We start from the raw sequence: 15,260 nt of genomic DNA, 5'->3' as shown, positions 1-15,260 counted from the left end.
CGGCCACGGGCGGCCCCGCGGTGTGCGGGGCCGCCCGTGGCGGGGTGAGTTGTCGAGTTGGTCGAGTTGTTGGAACCGGGCGGTCAGCGGGTGAGGAAGCCCGGCCGGGGTGTCTTCTCGCTCCGGTTGGAGCGGATGTCGTCCAGCGCCCCGTACAACCGGGAGTGGGTGTGCTTGGTCTGGTGGGTGAGCGTGGCGGTCTCGTTCGCGGTGTCGCTCAGGCGGCGGGCCTGGACGGCGGCACCGCCCAGGGCGACCGCGACCAGGTTCGTCATCTCCACGAACTTCGGGTCGAGGTCGGCGTTCTCGATGTCGGTGGCCACGCCCTCGGTGCGCGAGGCGTTCGCCCGCATGCTGCGGTGGAGCCCCTCCAGTTCGAGGGTGGCGTCGTCCAGCGTCTTGCCGAGCCGGTCCAGCTTGGCCTGGACAGATTTGTAGCGGTTGTCGCCGTCGGACGGCTTCGCCAGGCTGCTGCTCATCAGCAGTCTCCCTAATTTTCTAGTCGTGGTGGGCGGCGGCGGAGGCGTAGGTGAGACCGGCGTCCTCCTTGGCGTCCATGTCCTGGCCGTAGACCCGGCCGACCGAGGTCGCCGCCAACCGGGCGGCCTCGAAAGCGGTCTGGCATTCCTGCGCGCACCGCAAAGCCTGGGACTTCATGCGGCCGGCCGCGTCAGCGAGGTCGCTGATCAGCTCCGTGACCTCGGTGGAGACGTTGTGGTCACCGACCAGGTCCGCGGCCATCTCCCGCAACGCGTCGGCGACCCTGGCCAGCGATTCGGCCAGCGCCTCCGCCCGCTCCTGGTCGGAGGCGGCCCTGATGGCGATGTTGACCATCTCCATCAGGTACTCGTCGAACGTGATGTCCGTACGGTGACGGACAGCGAGCCCGCCCTGACCGGACGCCTTGGTGACCTTCGTACTCACACCGCTTCCTTCCGTGCTGGTGGGTCGGGTGGTGCCGGGCCGTGAGGTGTGCCGCTCCGGAGCGGGCGGCAGGCCCCTGACGCCCGTCGTCACGGCCGCGGGATCGTCGGGGACGATGACCGCGTCCTCAATGTCCTCCTCGCCGCCGCTGTCGGGACGCGGCCGGCGGGTGGGGCGGTCGGGCCACTCCACCGTGGGGATGGACTCCTCCGGGCCGAACGGGCTGTCCCAGTCCTCCCGGCCCCGGCGCCGCGCACGCCCAGCCCGCCCCGTAGTTCGTCCCGTGCGGCCGGTCCGACCAGTGCGCCCGGTGCGGGTGCCGCCTTTCCGGCCCCGTCCGGCCGGGCCCGTGCCGCTGGCGCGGCGGCGCCGGAAGAAACGTCGGCGCTTCTTCCCGTCCGGCGGCCCGTCCGACGGCTCGTCCTTCTTCGGGGCGTCCTTCAGAGTGCCGGGAGCTGTGCCAGGGGCTTCCCCGGCTGTCTTGTCGACCGGTGCGGGGGAGGCCTCCTTGGCGTCCTTGTCCTTGGACAGGCTCACCTTCTCCGAGCCGTCCTTCGCCTCCTTGGCCTGCTGCGCGGCGGCGCGGCGCCAGTCCCAGCGCTCCTGGGCTTCCTTCGCGACGGCCGCGCCCAGCGTGGTGCGGCCCGGCCCGGCCTTGGCATCCGCGGCTGCGGCTTCCCGCTTCGCCTTCCGCTCCTGCCGCTTCGCCCGCTGCTCCTCCCAGTCCTTCTGCCGGTTGGCGCGGGCCTGGTCACGGTCCTTGGTCCGGTCGGCGATCCCGGCGGCATGCCCGGCGGTGCGCCGCTCCTGGCGGCCCCGGGTCCGCTCCGCGCGGGGGCTGCCCGCCGGGCCGTGTTTGCCGCTGTCGCGGCCGGATCCGCCAGAGCCCGTCTGGGAGCCTTTCGAACCCCCGGGCGCATCCTTGCGCCCGGAACCCGGTGTGCGGCCGCCAGAAGAGCGGTCAGGGCCCTTCGTGCCGCCCTTGTTGCCGGACGGTCCGAGCCCCGAACGCCCGCCGGAGCCAGGGGAGTTGGTGCCGCGCGAGGGGCCGCTGCCGCCCCCGCCGCGCGAAGACCCGCCCCCGCCGCCGGCCTTCGAGCGGCCCTTGTCCGCGCCCAGGCCCGCACTGCTGTGGCCGCCACCGGCCTTTCCCCGCGCGGCCGCGCGGTCACTTTTCGCTTTCATCATCGCGGTGTGGAGTTTTCCGTTCTGCTCCATCATCGCGACGTCCCGCGCGGTGCGGGCCTCGATCAGCGCCGCTTTCCGCGCTATTTCCGCCTCCCGGAAAGGCGCTTCGCTTTCATGGCGGGTCCGCGCCATTTCCAGGCGGAGTTCGATCCAGTCACCGAGACGGTCAGCGAGAGAGCGGGGCTGAACATATTCACCCTCGCCATATTCGCCTTCCCCCTCTTCCTCCTCGGGTTCCGGTGCCGGAATTCCGTCGGACCGCAATGCCGCCGCCGGGTCCGGGGCAGCAGGAACCGGCGGGATCTGCAGCGCCGAGTCATCCGGCAGATTTGCGGCAGGATCTTCCGGCGGATCAACGGTGTCGGAGAAATCCGGGACCGGCGGGGGTGCGTAGGAGGAATCGCTTGCCGGGTCGCTGTTCCGCCAGGGGCCGCGGACCAGGATCCCGTTCGGGTCGTCCACGTCGGACACGCTCGCTCCTTCCAAGGGGGTTGACAGAGCGTGGGGTCTCGTGTGCACGCGTGTGCATGTGCACGTGTGCACGCTTTACGCGCGCGAGGCCCCGCCGGAGCCCGGCGGGGCCTTCACAGGTGACGTTCAGTGACGCGGGCCGTGCTGCTCCAGCACCTGCTGCGCGTACTGCATGAGGTGGTTCCACAGCCGCGTATCGCCCTCGGCCCGCTTGTCCACCGCCAGCATGAACAGGCGGCAGACACTCGTGAATCCGGGAAGGACATCACCGCGACCGGCTTTGACGTCTCGCGTTATTTTCGTGCGCGTCATGCGGAGCCAGAATTCCATCCGGCCGACCTCGCCGCGCGATTCGATCGCCCTGCGCTCTTCTTCCTTCAGCCAGCCATTCCGCCCGCGAATGGAGCGTTCGACACTGCTGAGGGGGCGCGTCACGCCGACTCCCGGTTACCCAGGTCGTAAATCGACGCAGGAGCGCCATAGCCGTAATTCTGGCTCTGCGCACCCCCCTGCGGAGGATTCGGTGCGGCCTGAAGCGGCTGCGGGTTCTTCTTCCGCTGCTTTTCCAGCTCTTTCTCCTTCCGGTCCCGAGCCGTGTTCACGACCACCTCGTCGTGGGCGTGGCGCTTATAGGCGCTCTTTTCCAGCCCTGCGGTCAGGCTGTTGAGGCTCCCGAGCACGTCCTTGAGCGCCCTCTCGACGGGCAGGGCGCGCAGCCGGGCGTGGTAGAAGCGGTCGCCCTCCACGTGCGTCGTGCGCAGGTGCACCCGGGTCTCGCGTGCGAGGGTCTCCAGGTTCTGGCCGATGTCCAGCAGGACCCGCTGGACATCGGCCAGGTACCGGGCGGTCGCCTCCGGGTTCTGCGCCACATCGCGCAGTGGTCCGGGTTCAGGGGCTTCGGTGTTCATGCGAAAAGACCTCCAGGTCTCGGGGGTTGGGGGCGGGGCAGGGGTGCGAGCTGTGTGGTCCGTGTCCCCGAGGCCGTGATGGCGGGGCCGGGGCGGTGCTCGAGTCGGGCCGTGCTGTCCGCGCCCCGCTCGGGGCGGGCGCGGGCGAGCGGGCCTGCCGGCCGTGGCCGCCACCGGTCCGCGCTCAGTGGGCGAGCGCGGACCGGTGGCGACTATGAGCGGCAGGACAGTTGTGCGGGCGGTCCGGTCAGCGGACCGTGTGCTGCTTGAGGGCGACGGCGATCTGCCCGGCGCGGTCCGTGGCGATGGAGCCGCCCTCGGTCCGGACCGCCTTGGCGATGTTGGTCCGGTTCAGCGGCTCGTTCGCGGTCCGGAGCCGGTCCAGCGCGGTCCGCTCCAGGTCCGTGAGCGTGATGACCGTGAGGTCCGGACCGCCGTCCTCGCCATGGTCCGGACCGGAGACGCCTTCCGGGGCTTCCTGGTCGGCCGGTCCGGTGCGGTCCGGCCCCTGCGGTCCGGGGGCGACGTCGGCGGTCCGGACCGTCACCCCCCGACTGGCCGCCGGGCCCTGGGCGGCGGGCACGGTCCGAGGACCACGGTCCGGACCGGGCCCGGTCAGCAGGTCAGCGCCCTGCGGTCCGGCCGGACCGGCCTCCAAGGCGAGCGCCGGTCCGCCGGTCCGGTCCGTGGCCCCTGCGGTCCGGACCGGACCGTGGACCGCGTTCCGGTCGCCCGGACCGGACCGGACCGGATACCCGCCGTGCTGGACCGGGCGGACCGGACCCAGCAGCGGTCCGGGCCGGTCCGTGCGGGTCAGGGTGAGGATGGTGGGGATGGCTGCCGGTCCGTGGTCGTCGGCCGCGAGGCGGGGGACGACGACCCGGTGCAGGGCTAGACCGGTCCGGGCCGCCTTGCGGTCCGCGAGCTCCGCGCCCGCTGCGGTCCAGGCCCGGTCCAGCGTGGTCATGCGCGGGTCGGTGATCGCGAGCGACCATGCGGTGAAGGAGTGGACCGGGTAGCGGAACCAGCGGACCGCCCCGATCGACGGGCGGGCCTTGGCGACCTTGCCGTCCTCACGGAGCTTGCGGCGGTGGATCAGGGAGGCGTACAGCTCCCACAGCACCATCCCCACGATGCTCATGGCGGCGAACGCCACCGCCTTCGGGGTGAAGTGCCAGTAGGTGATCTGCTCCGTCCAGATCTCCTTCTTCGCGTCCCAGACCCGGCTGCCCTCCTTCGGTATCCCGGAGGCGTGCCAGAAGTTCATGACCGCCGCCCCGAGGGCGAAGATCCATGTGCTGACGCGGTAGAGGGTTCCGGCGTCTCCGCCCTGGCGGGCCTGGTGGTACATCCAGCCCACGAACGCCGTCGACAGCTCCCACGCGGCGGCGAACAGGATCGTGAAGGGGACGACCCAGCCGAGGATGTCCTCAGCGAACCCGGCCTGGCCTGTCCACGCGACGGCCATCGGGGCGGTGATCGGACCGATCACCATCAGGCGCTCCGCGTTGACCTTCACGAACTGCTTCACGCGGTCGGCCGCGGCCGGCTTCCCGGCGCGGGATGCGGTCCGCAGCTCACGGGCCTTGGCCTTCCGGGCCTCCTTTGCGTCCCGGCGCTCCCCTTTGGCCTTGAGCTTGAGGCGCTTGCGCTCCAGGGCCCGCTCGGTGCGGTCGGTGGCGCGCTTCATCCGGGCGGCGGCTTCGGCCACCATGTCGTCGGCGGCCTTCAGCGTGACGTCCGCGTCCGCTTCCCGCAGCCGGGCCTGCGCCAGGGCCTGCTCGGCTTCCTTGAGCTGGGCGTCCCGCTTGGTGCGGGCCGCGGCCAGGATGCGGTCGGCCTCCTCGCGGGCGGTGCGGGTCAGCCGGTCGGCGTCCTCGGCCGCCGTCGCCCGCAGCCGGCCGATGTCCTCCTTGGCCAGCGTCCGCGTACGCGCCGCGTCCGCACGGGACGCCTCCCGCTCGCGGGTGACATCCTCACGCAGCTCGGCGGCCGCCTTCTCCGCCCCCGCCTTCACCTGCGCGGCCTGGGCGCCCGCGCTCTCGCGCAGCCGGTCGGCCTCGCCGCGAGCCTGCTCCAGGAGCCGTTCGGCGTCCGTGGTGGCACGGGTGCGGGTCTCCGCCGCGGTGCGCTCGGCTGCCGCGAGCAGCTCGGTGCGCACCGTGTCCGCGTCGGCGAGGGCCTTCGCGGTGGTCTGCGCGGCCTCGGTGCGGACCTGCTCCGCCTGGGTGGCCGCCGTGGCGGCGACCTCGTCCGCCTGGCGGTGCGCGTCGACGAGCAGCTGCTCGGCAGCCGCGTTGGCGTCGGCGAGGACCTGGTCGGCCTCGCTGGCCGCCGTCGTCGTGACGGTGTCGGCGTCGCGGCGCGCGTCGGCGAGCAGTTGCTCCGCTGTGGCTTCGGCGGCGGCGCGGACCTGGTCGGCGTTGGCGGCCGCGGTGATGGCGGCCTCCGTGCGGACCTTGTCGGCGTCCGTCGCGGCGGCGGCCAGGAGGCGGGACTGTTCCGCGGTGGCGGCCTCGGTGAGTGAGGCCGCCTCGGTGCGGGCGCTGTCCAGCAGCTCGGTGGCGCGCACCTTGCCGTGGGTGAGGATCCGCGCGACGTCGTCGGCGGCCTGGTCCCGGAGGTCGGCGGCACGGTCGGCGGCGTCGGCCAGGACCGGGCTGGCCTCCGTGTGCACCAGCGGCACTGTCTCCTCGGGGGCGGCGGAGGCCGGCGCGGCCGGCGCCTTGGCGCGCCCGATGTTGCGGGGCTTCGTGGCCGGGGCGGGCTTCCGCCTGCGCCGGGTGGTGGTGTTGGCCACGGGGGATGTCCTCTCTTACGTTCCGGCGCCTCGTGCAAGAGGCCACCGCGGATCGGCGTCGATCGATAGGGTCGTGACCAGGTCCTCCGGGGCCCCGGCAGCTCCAATGCCGAGGACTCGGAGGACCGTTTGCGCGAGCGGGTGATCAGCGCTGAAGCTGCTGCTGGATGCGCTGAAGGTCGGCGGTGGACATGCCCTCCAGCACCTGCCGGGCCGCGGCCTCGCCGCCGGACGCTGCGGCCTGCACCACCGCATTGGTCTGCGTGTGCGTCACGGCCTGCCGCGCAATGCCGCCGGTGACCTGTGACAGCGCAGCGGCGAACTCGTCGAGGTTCATCATGAGGACTTCCTTGTCTTCGCAGTGGTCCGGGCTGTCCGGCTCCCTGTCACCGCCCGACCCGGCAGCCAAGCTTCGGCGTCGGTGCGGGCGGATCGGGCAACCGTCAGACCGCGACCGCGGGGCGGTGCGGGGCGATGACCTGGCCGTCGGGGAGCAGGTCGCCCGTGTCCTCGAAGACCAGGACGCCGTTGCACAACAGGCTCCAGCCCTGCTCCGGATGGCTGGCCACGGGCTTCGCGGCCTCCCGGTCCGTGCTGAACGCGGTCGGGCACGGCGGCTTGTGCTGGCACATTGAGTTGGGCTGCCGAGCGGTGTCGTCCTGGATGGTGGTGTCGGGGGTGCTGCGGTCCACGGAAATCTCCTGCCATGAACGGGTAGGCCCGAGATGGTCTCCCAGGCCGGCGTACGTGAAAGTCCGGCCGCCCGTGGTGCGGGCGGCGGACTGTGGGAACAGCGTGTGGCGGGCGGCAAGTTGAAGGGCGTCCCGCCGTGCGGTCAGCCTCGCCGTAGCTGGGCGAGGTAGGCGTCCTGGAGCCGGGCGAACGACTCGTACAAACGCTGGCCGTCGCGGCACCGCGCCGTGGTTGACGAGCAGCTGGTACAGGTCTTGCCGTGCGCGCGGTAGGCGGCCTCGGCCTTCATGTAGCGGTCGTACAGGGACTCAGCCACGGTCAGCCACGAGCCCGCCGGGCGTCCTCGGACTGCTTGTTGGCCTTGCGAACCGCGTCCTCCAGGCGTTTCTGGTCGGCGTCGGTCATGCCGTCACCGACTTCCTCGCCTCGAGCCGACGGAGCGCAGCACGGCGTTTGATCAAGCGCCGCTCGTCTGCGGACAGCCCGCCCCACACGCCCTCGTCCTGCCCGGACGCCAGCGCCCAGCGAAGGCACTGCTCCCTGACCGGGCAGCGATAGCGGCAGACGGCCTTGGCTTCCTCGATCTGCACCAGGGCCGGGCCGGTGGTGCCGATCGGGAAGAACAGCTCGGGGTCCTCTTCGCGGCACGAAGCCTGGTGGCGCCAGTCCATGCCGGTCACCGCCCCGGTCCGACGGCGGTCATCTCGACGAGCGTCCGGCGGGCCCGGCGTCCTGCCGTTGCCGCCCGGCGGTCACCGTCGACAACGAGGTGACGCACCAGCTGGTGAAAAGCGGTGTCCGTCTCATCCCGCTCGAAACCACGGCCGTTGTCCCGCTGCTCTTCGTCCTCGATCCATCCGGCACGAGCGTTCATGCCGCCTCACCCCATCCGGTGCGGGCACGGCGGGCGGTGCGGATCTCGTGGATCTGCCCGGCGAGTGCGCGGATCTCCTTGTTGTGCGCGGCCTGCGCGGCATCCGGCCGCCGCTGTCCGTCGATCCGGTCGGCGCCCTGAGCGGCTCTCACAGTGAGGGTGCGCGACAGGCCGACCAGGCGGGTCCACTCGCTGTCCCGGTCCGCTGCGACCGCAGCCCGGATGCTCGCGGACTCCTCCCGGCGTGCAGCCACCAGTTCGCTGTTGGACAACCCGCCCCGGACCATGTCGTCCCGGGTGGTGGCGGGCACGTAGCCGTCGCCGTCGCGCAGGGCGAGCTCCCGGCACGCGGCCCGCGCCGGGCAGGCCGTGCAGACCGCGATCGCCTCGTCCCGATGCTGGCGCCACTCACCGATCGGCTCGTCATCCCCCCGGAAGAAGAAGTCCGGAGCGGGGGAGCCCACGCCAGTACAGCGGGCCATGCAGTCAATGACGGCCTGAAGTACGGCCCGGCGGGTCTGCCGGGCCTGAGCGGATGTCATGCTGGTCCCAGGCATGAAGTCGTCCTTCCACGTGACCTTGATGCCGACTCAGCCCCGGGGATCGCACCCCCGGGGCCCCTTACATTCAGCTACTCGCACGAGCAGCCACGGCCCCGGCCGCCCACATCACAGGCGCGGCCAGGGCCGTGGTCGTTCGTGCAACGCGGGTCGGTCAGCCGGCCGCCCGCTCGTCACGGGCCGGGCATCGTGCCGCGCGTGCGGCGTAGCTCCGGCCCAGGGCGGCCTGCCGGGCATCGTGCGCGGCAACGTCCCGGGGCTGGAGAGGAACCTCGCGGCCCTCCCGCGGCAGCACCGTGCCGACGGGAAGTACGGACCGGCGCCGTTCCGTGTCCCCCGCCCGCCGCAGCAACTCCCTGTTCCTGGCGGCGCTCTCCCGGCGCTGCCCGGCAACCCGGGCCAGGTCGGCCTGTTCCTGGCGCCGCCGCACGGTCTCTTCGTGCTCGCCGCGCACAGTCGCCGTGGCGCGCACCTCGGCCCACCGGTATTCCAGATCAGTGCCCACCGGGCAGCGACGGCGGCCGTCGCACGTCGGGCAAGCCCTTTGGTGGGCGGCCAGCGCGTCATGGGCCGCCGTCAGCAACTCGGGCAGCCGCGAGGTGACGGTGCGCTCCTGCGCGGCCAGGACCTGAGCGAGGCGCCCCACCGGCGTCGGCACCGCCGCCTGCGGCTTGCGGACCACGCGGCCCGGGCCGCGTCGGGACCGCGCGTCCACGCACATCTCGGCCGACCGGCGCTGCCAGTCCTCCACCACCATGTCCATGGCGACGATCTGGTTGCTGCCCCGGCAGCGCTGCCCCTGCAGCCCTCGATCGGAGTGCGGCGAGACCTTCGGCGCGGCCAGGCCCGTGATCGGACACCACGTGGAGCAGTCCGGGCACACCAGCGACTCCTCACCAGGGTGCAGGTTGACCTGCTCGACGGGCAGGCTGCTCAGCGACAACGGGGGTCGGTGGTTCGTGCGTGAAGTCCGGATCTGGGTCGGCCGCTTGCGTTTCGAGACAGTGGGCACGGCAACTCCTCAGCGCAGGAGAGAGCAGGGGGTGGAAGAAGAAGGAGAAGAGCGTCGATGCTTCTCCGCTCGCCAGGCGCAGGGAACAGCCCTGGAGTCCTGGAGCGTGGACAGCGCATCGGCGCTGGTGAGAGCAGCAGGCCGTCGCTCGGTCGGGGGATTTGATGGAGCATCAACCCCGGCCGCCGCATGTAAGCAGCGACGTTCTGCAGTGGTGCGGTCCACCGGGAACCCGGCCCCCCTCTTACGAGGCGGACGACTTCCTGCGGTGGTGCGGTTGGAACTCGGTGCGGATCGAGATCCGCTACACGCCGGTGGCGATGGCAGCCCTCGCAAGGTGCGCTTCGAGCGCCTCGGTCGGAATGCGGATCGCCCCGCCGCGAGTCGTGGTGCCCTGCTTGCGTGGACGGCCGCTGCGGACCGCCTTGAGTTCACCGTCCTCGATCAGTCGGTAGACCGTGGCCGGGTGCACGCCAAGGGCGGCGGCGACTTCTTTCACGCGCAACATGGCAACCTCCCTTCGCTCGGGGGGTGCTCTCTACGAGCACAAACTGACTGTACTCATCAAAGTGGCACAGTTGCAATAGCTTCAGTTGCTTCTCGCTGTACTGACCTAGGTAGCAAGGCGCTAGCCTGGACATACAGGCAGAACTGACGAGGAGGAGCGCATGACAGGGGAGTGGACGAGCAGCGAGTCGTCCTCGTACGTCACGCCTCGTGAGCCGGGCCATGGCGACGCCTGGGCCGAAGAAGCAGCGCAATTGGGAAAGGCCGGCACCCACCGCCTCACCGAGGTCGTCGAATGCATCCCGCCTGAGCCCATCGCCACGGCCCTCAAGCTGGAGCCCGGCGAACTTGCTGTCGTTCGGCGCCGTGTTGTCGAGCTCGACGGAAAACCCATCGAGCTCGCCGACTCCTACTACCCCCTCGGCATCGCCCAGGGCACGGCACTCGCCGAGCACCGCAAGATCCCGGGCGGAGCACCCACCCTCCTCGCCGGGCTTGGTCACGTCGCGGCTGCTGTGGACGAAGACATCTCGTGTCGAGAGGCAACGGCTGCCGAGCGCGCCGCGCTGGGCCTCGGCCATGCTGAATGGGTTCTGCTCCTGGCGCGGCTCACCGTCGATCAAACCGGCCTCCCAGTGGAGGCCATGCTTATGACCATGAAGACGCAGGGGCGACACCTGCACTACCGGATGCGGACCAGCTGAATGGCGAGACCACACGAGGACACCCGGCCCAGCCACAAGCAGATCGCTGCCGAGCTGCGTGCTCTGATTCTGTCCGGCGACATGGCACCGGGCAGCAAGGTCCCGTCCGTCCGCGACCTGATCAGCAAGTACGGCGTCGTCAACCAGACGATCCAGCGCGCGCTGAAGCTCCTCAAGGACGAACAGCTCCTCGTCGGCAAGGCCGGCGCGGGCATCTTCGTCCGGGGCACGACCCAGCAGGTCATCGATCCCGCCTCGTACATGCCGCCTTCCCAAGAAGGCGCGCCGTACAGCTGGATCACCGAGGCCGCTAAACGAAACCAGCAGGGAAGCACCGAGCTCCTCGAGGTCGCCGAGGTCGAGCCACCCGCCCAGGTGGCGGAAGTCTTCGGCCTCTCTCAGGGCGGCACCGTCGTCATGCGCCACCGCCTGATGCGGCTCGATGGCGAACCGGCCGAGCTTGTCCACTCCTACTACCCAGCGGACATCGCCCGCGGCACAGCCCTGACCCACCGGCGCCGCATCAAGGGCGGCTCTCCAACCCTCCTCGCTGAGATGGGTTACGCGCCGAAGGACGCCGTTGACCGGGTGTCCGTACGAGTTCCGACTCCCGAAGAAGTGCGTCTCCTGGAGCTCCCCGAGGACGTACCGGTGTTGCGCACCTTCCGAATCGTCGCCACGGACGCCGATCTGCCGATCGAGGTCTCGGTGATGGTCAAGGCCGGGCACCTGTACGAGCTGCAGTACCGCCTGCCATGCCACCCGTAACCCTGTCGTCCTGCCACCGCGCATCTCGACTCGTCCCACCACCAGGCCGTTTGCCTCATCTGCCTCAAGCCTGATCGTGGTAGCAGTAGCGGGACGGTGGCACCGCCTTAGTGGACGCGGCGAGGACGTCCTGGGACGCCTCTACCGCGCGGTGCTTAGTGACCGGAGATGCGTGAGAAGGGCGTGGGTGTCGGTGAGGTCAGAGAGGACCAAGTCGGCTCTGGCGGAGAGCAGTTGCTGTGCGGAATGGATGCCCGAGGCAACGGCGATGCAGTACGCGTGGGCCTCGTGGGCGGCTCGGACGTCACGGGGAGTATCGCCAATCAGCACCACAGGCGTACCGAGGACGATGCCGTGGGCGGCGTGAATTCGCATGCGGGCGGCGTCGACAAGCTGTGCGCGATCTTCGGCGTCTTCTCCGTACGCGCCGACGTTCATGTCGAGGAGCTCGTCCAGGCCGAAGGCGCCGAGCTTGACGCGCGCGTTGGCGGTGATGTTCCCGGTGAGGACGGATGAGCAGATATCTGGGTCGCTGGCGAGTGCTTCGAGGGCTTCTCGTACGCCAGGGAGGACGTAGCCGCGGTGCCGCAGGGCGGGTTCGCGGCCACGCCCAGCCGCTTCGAGGGCTTGTCTGGCTCCGTCCCAGTCGGGGGCGGGCAGGCCATGCTCGTGGAACATGGCCGGGATGATGGCGCGGTCGGTGCGGCCTTCGGTGGGTGCCGGCCGCTCCGGGGAACGCCCTGCGAGCGCGGTGAAGGCGGCAGCGTAGATCTCCTTGCTGACACCGGAGTTCTCGATGAGGGTGTGGTCAACGTCCCACAGAACGATCAGCGGCATCTGGCCAGCGTAGATAGTCCGAACGCCCAGAGCCGAGTTGGATGTTGAGACGTCCTCGCATACTTCGGTGTCTTGCCGCGTCCCGAAACGTCCTGCGAGGATGTGCTGGTGAATGAACGGCTGCGTACGGTCATGGCACAGAAGCGTGTGAGCCCCGAGGCGCTCGCTGAAGCGTGCGAGGTGGATCCGAAGACGGTGGACCGGTGGGTCACCAAGGGACGGGTTCCGCACAAGAAGCATCGTTGGGCAGCAGCTCAGCACCTCAATGCGGAAGAGTCATACCTGTGGCCGCCCGAAGCAAACGACGCACACCGGCTGGCAACCGCGCAAGCCGAGCTGATTGGGATCTTCCCGAATCGCGCGAGCGTGCCGCAGGCAGCTTGGATGCAGCTACTTACCTCTGCCCGGCAGCAAATCGACGTCCTAGTGTTCTCAGGCACGTTCTTCGCACAGTCGAATCCACACGTCGCGCGGATGCTGGAGGAGCGTGCGCAAGCCGGGGTACAGGTCCGGCTGTGTTTCGGTGATCCGGCTGGCCGGGCGGTATCCATCCGTGACGAGGAAGAAAGAATCGGCGGGACACTCTCCGCGAAGATCCGGGCTTCGTTGACGTACTACCGCAAACTGGCCGGCGTGCCCAGGTGCGAGGTGCGGCTGCACGACACCACACTCTACAACTCGTTATTCCGGTACGACGACGTGCTCATGGTCAACCCGCATATCTGGGGGCAGCCGGCCTCCGCGAATCCGCTACTTCAACTGCGGCGGATGGAGGGAACGGGCTGGTTCGACCACTACAGCGGAAGCTTTGACGCGGTCTGGGAGACTGCAAGGCCCTGGTCCCCCGAGTCGACGTGAGGAGCGTGCCCGCGATGGGTGGACGCATCGAATATTGGTACGCCGCTGATGCACCGAAGCCGAACAGCCTGATCCCGGCGTGCAACATGCTTGTCGCCCGAGAAGACGGGGCGATCCTGCTGCAGCGGCGCCGGGACACGGGCCAGTGGGCACTGCCGGGCGGGGCGATGGAGATCGGGGAGTCGCCATCCCAGTGCGCGGTGCGGGAGTGCAAGGAGGAGACGGGGATCGACGCCGTGGCGACGGGCCTACTGGGGGTGTATTCGCCGCCGGAGCATGTGGTGGCGTACGCAGACGGCGAGATTCGGCAGGCATACGAGGTGACGGTGCTGGGGCGGCCGGTCGGCGGCGAGCCGACTATCAACGATGAGGCTGACGGGGTTCGCTGGGTGCTGCCCAGCGAACTTGGTTCGTACGACATCCATCCGTCGATGCTCCGGCAGATTGGCCATTTCCTTGAGGGCGCGGCCGCGTACGTCGACTGACATCGGCTCCTTCTCAAACGTTGCCGAGCCGGTGCGAGACGCTGCAGACCGCCGAGTAAATGTCGGGAGCGGCCCGGCGGATAAACCGTCCGACGATGCTGTAGTCGCCATAGCGGCTGCGGATCTCTGCGAGCCGAGCGTCGGCGGTAGTGGGTTCGCCGTGCGGGGTGGTGGTCATGTCGCAGTAGATGAGCGCAGCCACCAAATCATCGCGCTCCAGCAGGGGAAACTCGGTCTCCAGCTCGTAGCGCAGGCCCCGCTCCTCGGCTTCAAGTACAGCGCACGAGTGGTTGGCCACCAGCCGGACCAAGTCGAAGGTCGCGCTGGTGTGGTCGCGCAGATAGCGGGCGCCGTCCAAGGGGTGGAAACCGGTGGTCGCCAGCGGCGGCGCGTAGCCGATGTCGTGGAGCATCGCCGCGGCCTGCAGCAGGGTGTCGTCCTGGCCGAGGATCGGTGCCAGGGTGACGGCCTTGGCCGCGACGCCCTGGGAATGTGCCCATCTGCGCGGCAGCGACTCCGCGAGCAGGGACTCAGCCAGGTCGTGCGCCCACGTGGTGAGATCCATATCCAGCAGGCTACGACCCCAATGGGCAGTGACGGGTCGGAACGTCCCAGGACGTCTTGAGGGTGTCCGTTCTGGCGGTGACAGCGTCCTCTCCGACGGTCAACGATGCCCGTACGTACTGCCGCGCTGGTTCCAAAGCAGCACCCCCTCCACTCAGCGGCAGATCGCTTGGTGATCGGATCCAGCCAAGGCTGGGCCGCCTCAAGTTGACCCAGCAGGAAGCACCTGAGGCTATTGCAGCTGTATCGAATTCATGAGTACAGTGATCTGCGCAGCGCGCGGCGCGCGTTTGGCATCACGGAAGATGAGCCCGCAAGTAAGCCCCAGCACTCAAGGGACGACCGATGAGTCGTCCTCCGCCACCGACGTTCGGTGCGCACGTGAGGACTGTCTGGTTCAGCTGTCCTGGCCGCCGCCGATGCCGGAGGAGCCCATCCATGGAGAGTGACGGTGCGTCAATCATGGGCCCGACACGTTGTTACCTGCAGTCACCCCATGGAGTGTCAGGGGAGCAGGCTGACCCCGGACTTGATCCGCAGCAGTACAAGGAAAAGCCCCCGGGACCTTAGGCAAGTCCGTGGGGGCTCTCGACCGGGAGAAGACTCTCGGCCCGGCGACCCACACGAGAAAGGCGGTCACGTGATGCAGGGTACCCGTACCCGCGCGTGGACACACACCACCCCGCCGTTGCAGCGACGCCTGAGCGTCGCTCCAGTGGAGTGCCCGCGCATGTCCGCCTCCGTTTCTCCCTGGCCGGCAGCAATGTTCCGCCGGGTCTCTCATGGCTTCTGCGCTGGAGAGCGGCGCAGCCCGATCTCGCCGTGGGAGGTCGTGACGTTGTAGCTGTCTCAGGCGGCGAGCGTTCCGCTTCAGCCGCCGGGACGCCCAATCTCCGAAGTGTTAGAGCACCTCGGCTGAGCGTCCCCCTTCTGACACCGGACGGAGTTAGCAGCCCCGCCCGAAGGGGTCGTCCTCACGGTTAGCGGCCGATCGGACGCTCGTACCTGGTTCTGGCCGAACCACGAAGCACCACTAGGGGGCTTCGTCATGCCGTCTTGGCGATGCCTCCACGACAGGAGCCATTGTGCAGGACTGCTGTGCCCTTT

19 protein-coding genes are annotated in these 15,260 nt (G+C 69.8%); 4 read left to right on the top strand and 15 right to left on the bottom strand.

The window, feature by feature from the left end:
• Positions 1-83: 83 nt before the first annotated feature.
• From DT019_RS27230 to DT019_RS27175, 13 genes are all read right to left on the bottom strand, one after another.
• Entirely contained in the window at positions 84-479 is a 396-nt protein-coding gene (locus DT019_RS27230; protein ID WP_114039572.1) for a conjugal transfer protein TraB, read from the bottom strand.
• 19 nt (positions 480-498) lie between these two features.
• Complete coding sequence (locus DT019_RS27225; protein ID WP_223279784.1) at positions 499-2,112, bottom strand: ATP/GTP-binding protein; 1,614 nt, start codon at positions 2,110-2,112, stop codon at positions 499-501.
• 597 nt (positions 2,113-2,709) lie between these two features.
• Positions 2,710-3,018 carry a hypothetical protein gene (locus tag DT019_RS27220; protein ID WP_114039571.1) on the bottom strand — a complete coding sequence of 103 codons (309 nt, stop codon included), beginning with the start codon at positions 3,016-3,018 and terminating at the stop codon, positions 2,710-2,712.
• Positions 3,015-3,491 carry a hypothetical protein gene (locus tag DT019_RS27215; RefSeq protein ID WP_114039570.1) on the bottom strand — a complete coding sequence of 159 codons (477 nt, stop codon included), beginning with the start codon at positions 3,489-3,491 and terminating at the stop codon, positions 3,015-3,017. The genes DT019_RS27220 and DT019_RS27215 overlap by 4 nt, the downstream gene beginning before the upstream one ends.
• Before the next feature lie 247 nt (positions 3,492-3,738).
• Complete coding sequence (locus DT019_RS27210) at positions 3,739-6,291, bottom strand: hypothetical protein (protein WP_114039569.1); 2,553 nt, start codon at positions 6,289-6,291, stop codon at positions 3,739-3,741.
• A gap of 145 nt (positions 6,292-6,436) precedes the next feature.
• Positions 6,437-6,631 (bottom strand): hypothetical protein, encoded by a 195-nt coding sequence (locus DT019_RS27205; RefSeq protein ID WP_114039568.1) that lies wholly within the window; start codon positions 6,629-6,631, stop codon positions 6,437-6,439.
• A gap of 103 nt (positions 6,632-6,734) precedes the next feature.
• On the bottom strand, positions 6,735-6,923 hold the full coding sequence (locus DT019_RS27200) for a DUF5999 family protein (RefSeq protein ID WP_114039670.1): 189 nt from the start codon (positions 6,921-6,923) through the stop codon (positions 6,735-6,737).
• Between the two features lie 203 nt (positions 6,924-7,126).
• Entirely contained in the window at positions 7,127-7,300 is a 174-nt protein-coding gene (locus tag DT019_RS39785; RefSeq protein WP_189389990.1) for a hypothetical protein, read from the bottom strand.
• A gap of 85 nt (positions 7,301-7,385) precedes the next feature.
• Positions 7,386-7,655: a WhiB family transcriptional regulator gene (locus DT019_RS27195; RefSeq protein ID WP_114039669.1), complete on the bottom strand. Its 270-nt coding sequence runs from the start codon at positions 7,653-7,655 to the stop codon at positions 7,386-7,388.
• Between the two features lie 5 nt (positions 7,656-7,660).
• Positions 7,661-7,858 carry a hypothetical protein gene (locus tag DT019_RS27190; protein WP_114039567.1) on the bottom strand — a complete coding sequence of 66 codons (198 nt, stop codon included), beginning with the start codon at positions 7,856-7,858 and terminating at the stop codon, positions 7,661-7,663.
• On the bottom strand, positions 7,855-8,340 hold the full coding sequence (locus tag DT019_RS27185; RefSeq protein WP_223279783.1) for a WhiB family transcriptional regulator: 486 nt from the start codon (positions 8,338-8,340) through the stop codon (positions 7,855-7,857). Before DT019_RS27185 ends, DT019_RS27190 begins: the two co-directional genes overlap by 4 nt.
• Before the next feature lie 232 nt (positions 8,341-8,572).
• The gene (locus DT019_RS39780; RefSeq protein ID WP_189389971.1) at positions 8,573-9,361 is read right to left on the bottom strand and encodes a hypothetical protein; all 789 of its coding nucleotides are present in this window, start codon (positions 9,359-9,361) and stop codon (positions 8,573-8,575) included.
• A gap of 373 nt (positions 9,362-9,734) precedes the next feature.
• Positions 9,735-9,938 carry a helix-turn-helix domain-containing protein gene (locus DT019_RS27175; RefSeq protein WP_114039565.1) on the bottom strand — a complete coding sequence of 68 codons (204 nt, stop codon included), beginning with the start codon at positions 9,936-9,938 and terminating at the stop codon, positions 9,735-9,737.
• A 160-nt stretch (positions 9,939-10,098) separates the two neighbouring features.
• Between DT019_RS27175 and DT019_RS27170 the strand changes: the two genes are divergently transcribed.
• Both DT019_RS27170 and DT019_RS27165 read left to right on the top strand, forming a co-directional pair.
• Positions 10,099-10,641, top strand: a complete 543-nt coding sequence (locus tag DT019_RS27170) for a UTRA domain-containing protein (protein WP_114039564.1) — start codon at positions 10,099-10,101, stop codon at positions 10,639-10,641.
• Complete coding sequence (locus tag DT019_RS27165; RefSeq protein ID WP_114039563.1) at positions 10,642-11,409, top strand: GntR family transcriptional regulator; 768 nt, start codon at positions 10,642-10,644, stop codon at positions 11,407-11,409.
• Between the two features lie 141 nt (positions 11,410-11,550).
• Here DT019_RS27165 and DT019_RS27160 read toward each other — a convergent pair whose 3' ends face one another.
• The gene (locus tag DT019_RS27160; protein WP_114039562.1) at positions 11,551-12,246 is read right to left on the bottom strand and encodes an HAD family hydrolase; all 696 of its coding nucleotides are present in this window, start codon (positions 12,244-12,246) and stop codon (positions 11,551-11,553) included.
• 108 nt (positions 12,247-12,354) lie between these two features.
• Here DT019_RS27160 and DT019_RS27155 point away from each other — a divergent pair, with 108 nt between their 5' ends.
• Positions 12,355-13,104 carry a helix-turn-helix domain-containing protein gene (locus DT019_RS27155; protein WP_114039561.1) on the top strand — a complete coding sequence of 250 codons (750 nt, stop codon included), beginning with the start codon at positions 12,355-12,357 and terminating at the stop codon, positions 13,102-13,104.
• Positions 13,105-13,118: 14 nt separating this feature from the next.
• Complete coding sequence (locus tag DT019_RS27150; RefSeq protein WP_114039560.1) at positions 13,119-13,589, top strand: NUDIX hydrolase; 471 nt, start codon at positions 13,119-13,121, stop codon at positions 13,587-13,589.
• A gap of 13 nt (positions 13,590-13,602) precedes the next feature.
• Here the strand turns inward: DT019_RS27150 and DT019_RS27145 are convergent, their stop codons facing one another.
• Complete coding sequence (locus DT019_RS27145) at positions 13,603-14,154, bottom strand: HD domain-containing protein (protein ID WP_114039559.1); 552 nt, start codon at positions 14,152-14,154, stop codon at positions 13,603-13,605.
• Positions 14,155-15,260 lie beyond the last annotated feature (1,106 nt).

This window comes from Streptomyces sp. SDr-06 (genome assembly GCF_003324565.1).
GTDB lineage: Bacteria > Actinomycetota > Actinomycetes > Streptomycetales > Streptomycetaceae > Streptomyces.
This window is presented reverse-complemented; position numbering and strand designations above follow the sequence as displayed.

Excerpts from the sequence above, each read along its gene's own strand:
- DT019_RS27230 (WP_114039572.1), bottom strand. The coding sequence starts at position 479 with ATGAGCAGCAGCCTGGCGAAGCCGTCCGACGGCGACAACCGCTACAAA.
- DT019_RS27225 (WP_223279784.1), bottom strand. The coding sequence starts at position 2,112 with ATGATGAAAGCGAAAAGTGACCGCGCGGCCGCGCGGGGAAAGGCCGGT.
- DT019_RS27215 (WP_114039570.1), bottom strand. The coding sequence starts at position 3,491 with ATGAACACCGAAGCCCCTGAACCCGGACCACTGCGCGATGTGGCGCAG.
- DT019_RS27205 (WP_114039568.1), bottom strand. The coding sequence starts at position 6,631 with ATGATGAACCTCGACGAGTTCGCCGCTGCGCTGTCACAGGTCACCGGC.
- DT019_RS27200 (WP_114039670.1), bottom strand. The coding sequence starts at position 6,923 with ATGTGCCAGCACAAGCCGCCGTGCCCGACCGCGTTCAGCACGGACCGG.
- DT019_RS27195 (WP_114039669.1), bottom strand. The coding sequence starts at position 7,655 with ATGGACTGGCGCCACCAGGCTTCGTGCCGCGAAGAGGACCCCGAGCTG.
- DT019_RS27190 (WP_114039567.1), bottom strand. The coding sequence starts at position 7,858 with ATGAACGCTCGTGCCGGATGGATCGAGGACGAAGAGCAGCGGGACAAC.
- DT019_RS27185 (WP_223279783.1), bottom strand. The coding sequence starts at position 8,340 with ATGGCCCGCTGTACTGGCGTGGGCTCCCCCGCTCCGGACTTCTTCTTC.
- DT019_RS27175 (WP_114039565.1), bottom strand. The coding sequence starts at position 9,938 with ATGTTGCGCGTGAAAGAAGTCGCCGCCGCCCTTGGCGTGCACCCGGCC.
- DT019_RS27170 (WP_114039564.1), top strand. The coding sequence starts at position 10,099 with ATGACAGGGGAGTGGACGAGCAGCGAGTCGTCCTCGTACGTCACGCCT.
- DT019_RS27165 (WP_114039563.1), top strand. The coding sequence starts at position 10,642 with ATGGCGAGACCACACGAGGACACCCGGCCCAGCCACAAGCAGATCGCT.
- DT019_RS27160 (WP_114039562.1), bottom strand. The coding sequence starts at position 12,246 with ATGCCGCTGATCGTTCTGTGGGACGTTGACCACACCCTCATCGAGAAC.
- DT019_RS27150 (WP_114039560.1), top strand. The coding sequence starts at position 13,119 with ATGGGTGGACGCATCGAATATTGGTACGCCGCTGATGCACCGAAGCCG.
- DT019_RS27145 (WP_114039559.1), bottom strand. The coding sequence starts at position 14,154 with ATGGATCTCACCACGTGGGCGCACGACCTGGCTGAGTCCCTGCTCGCG.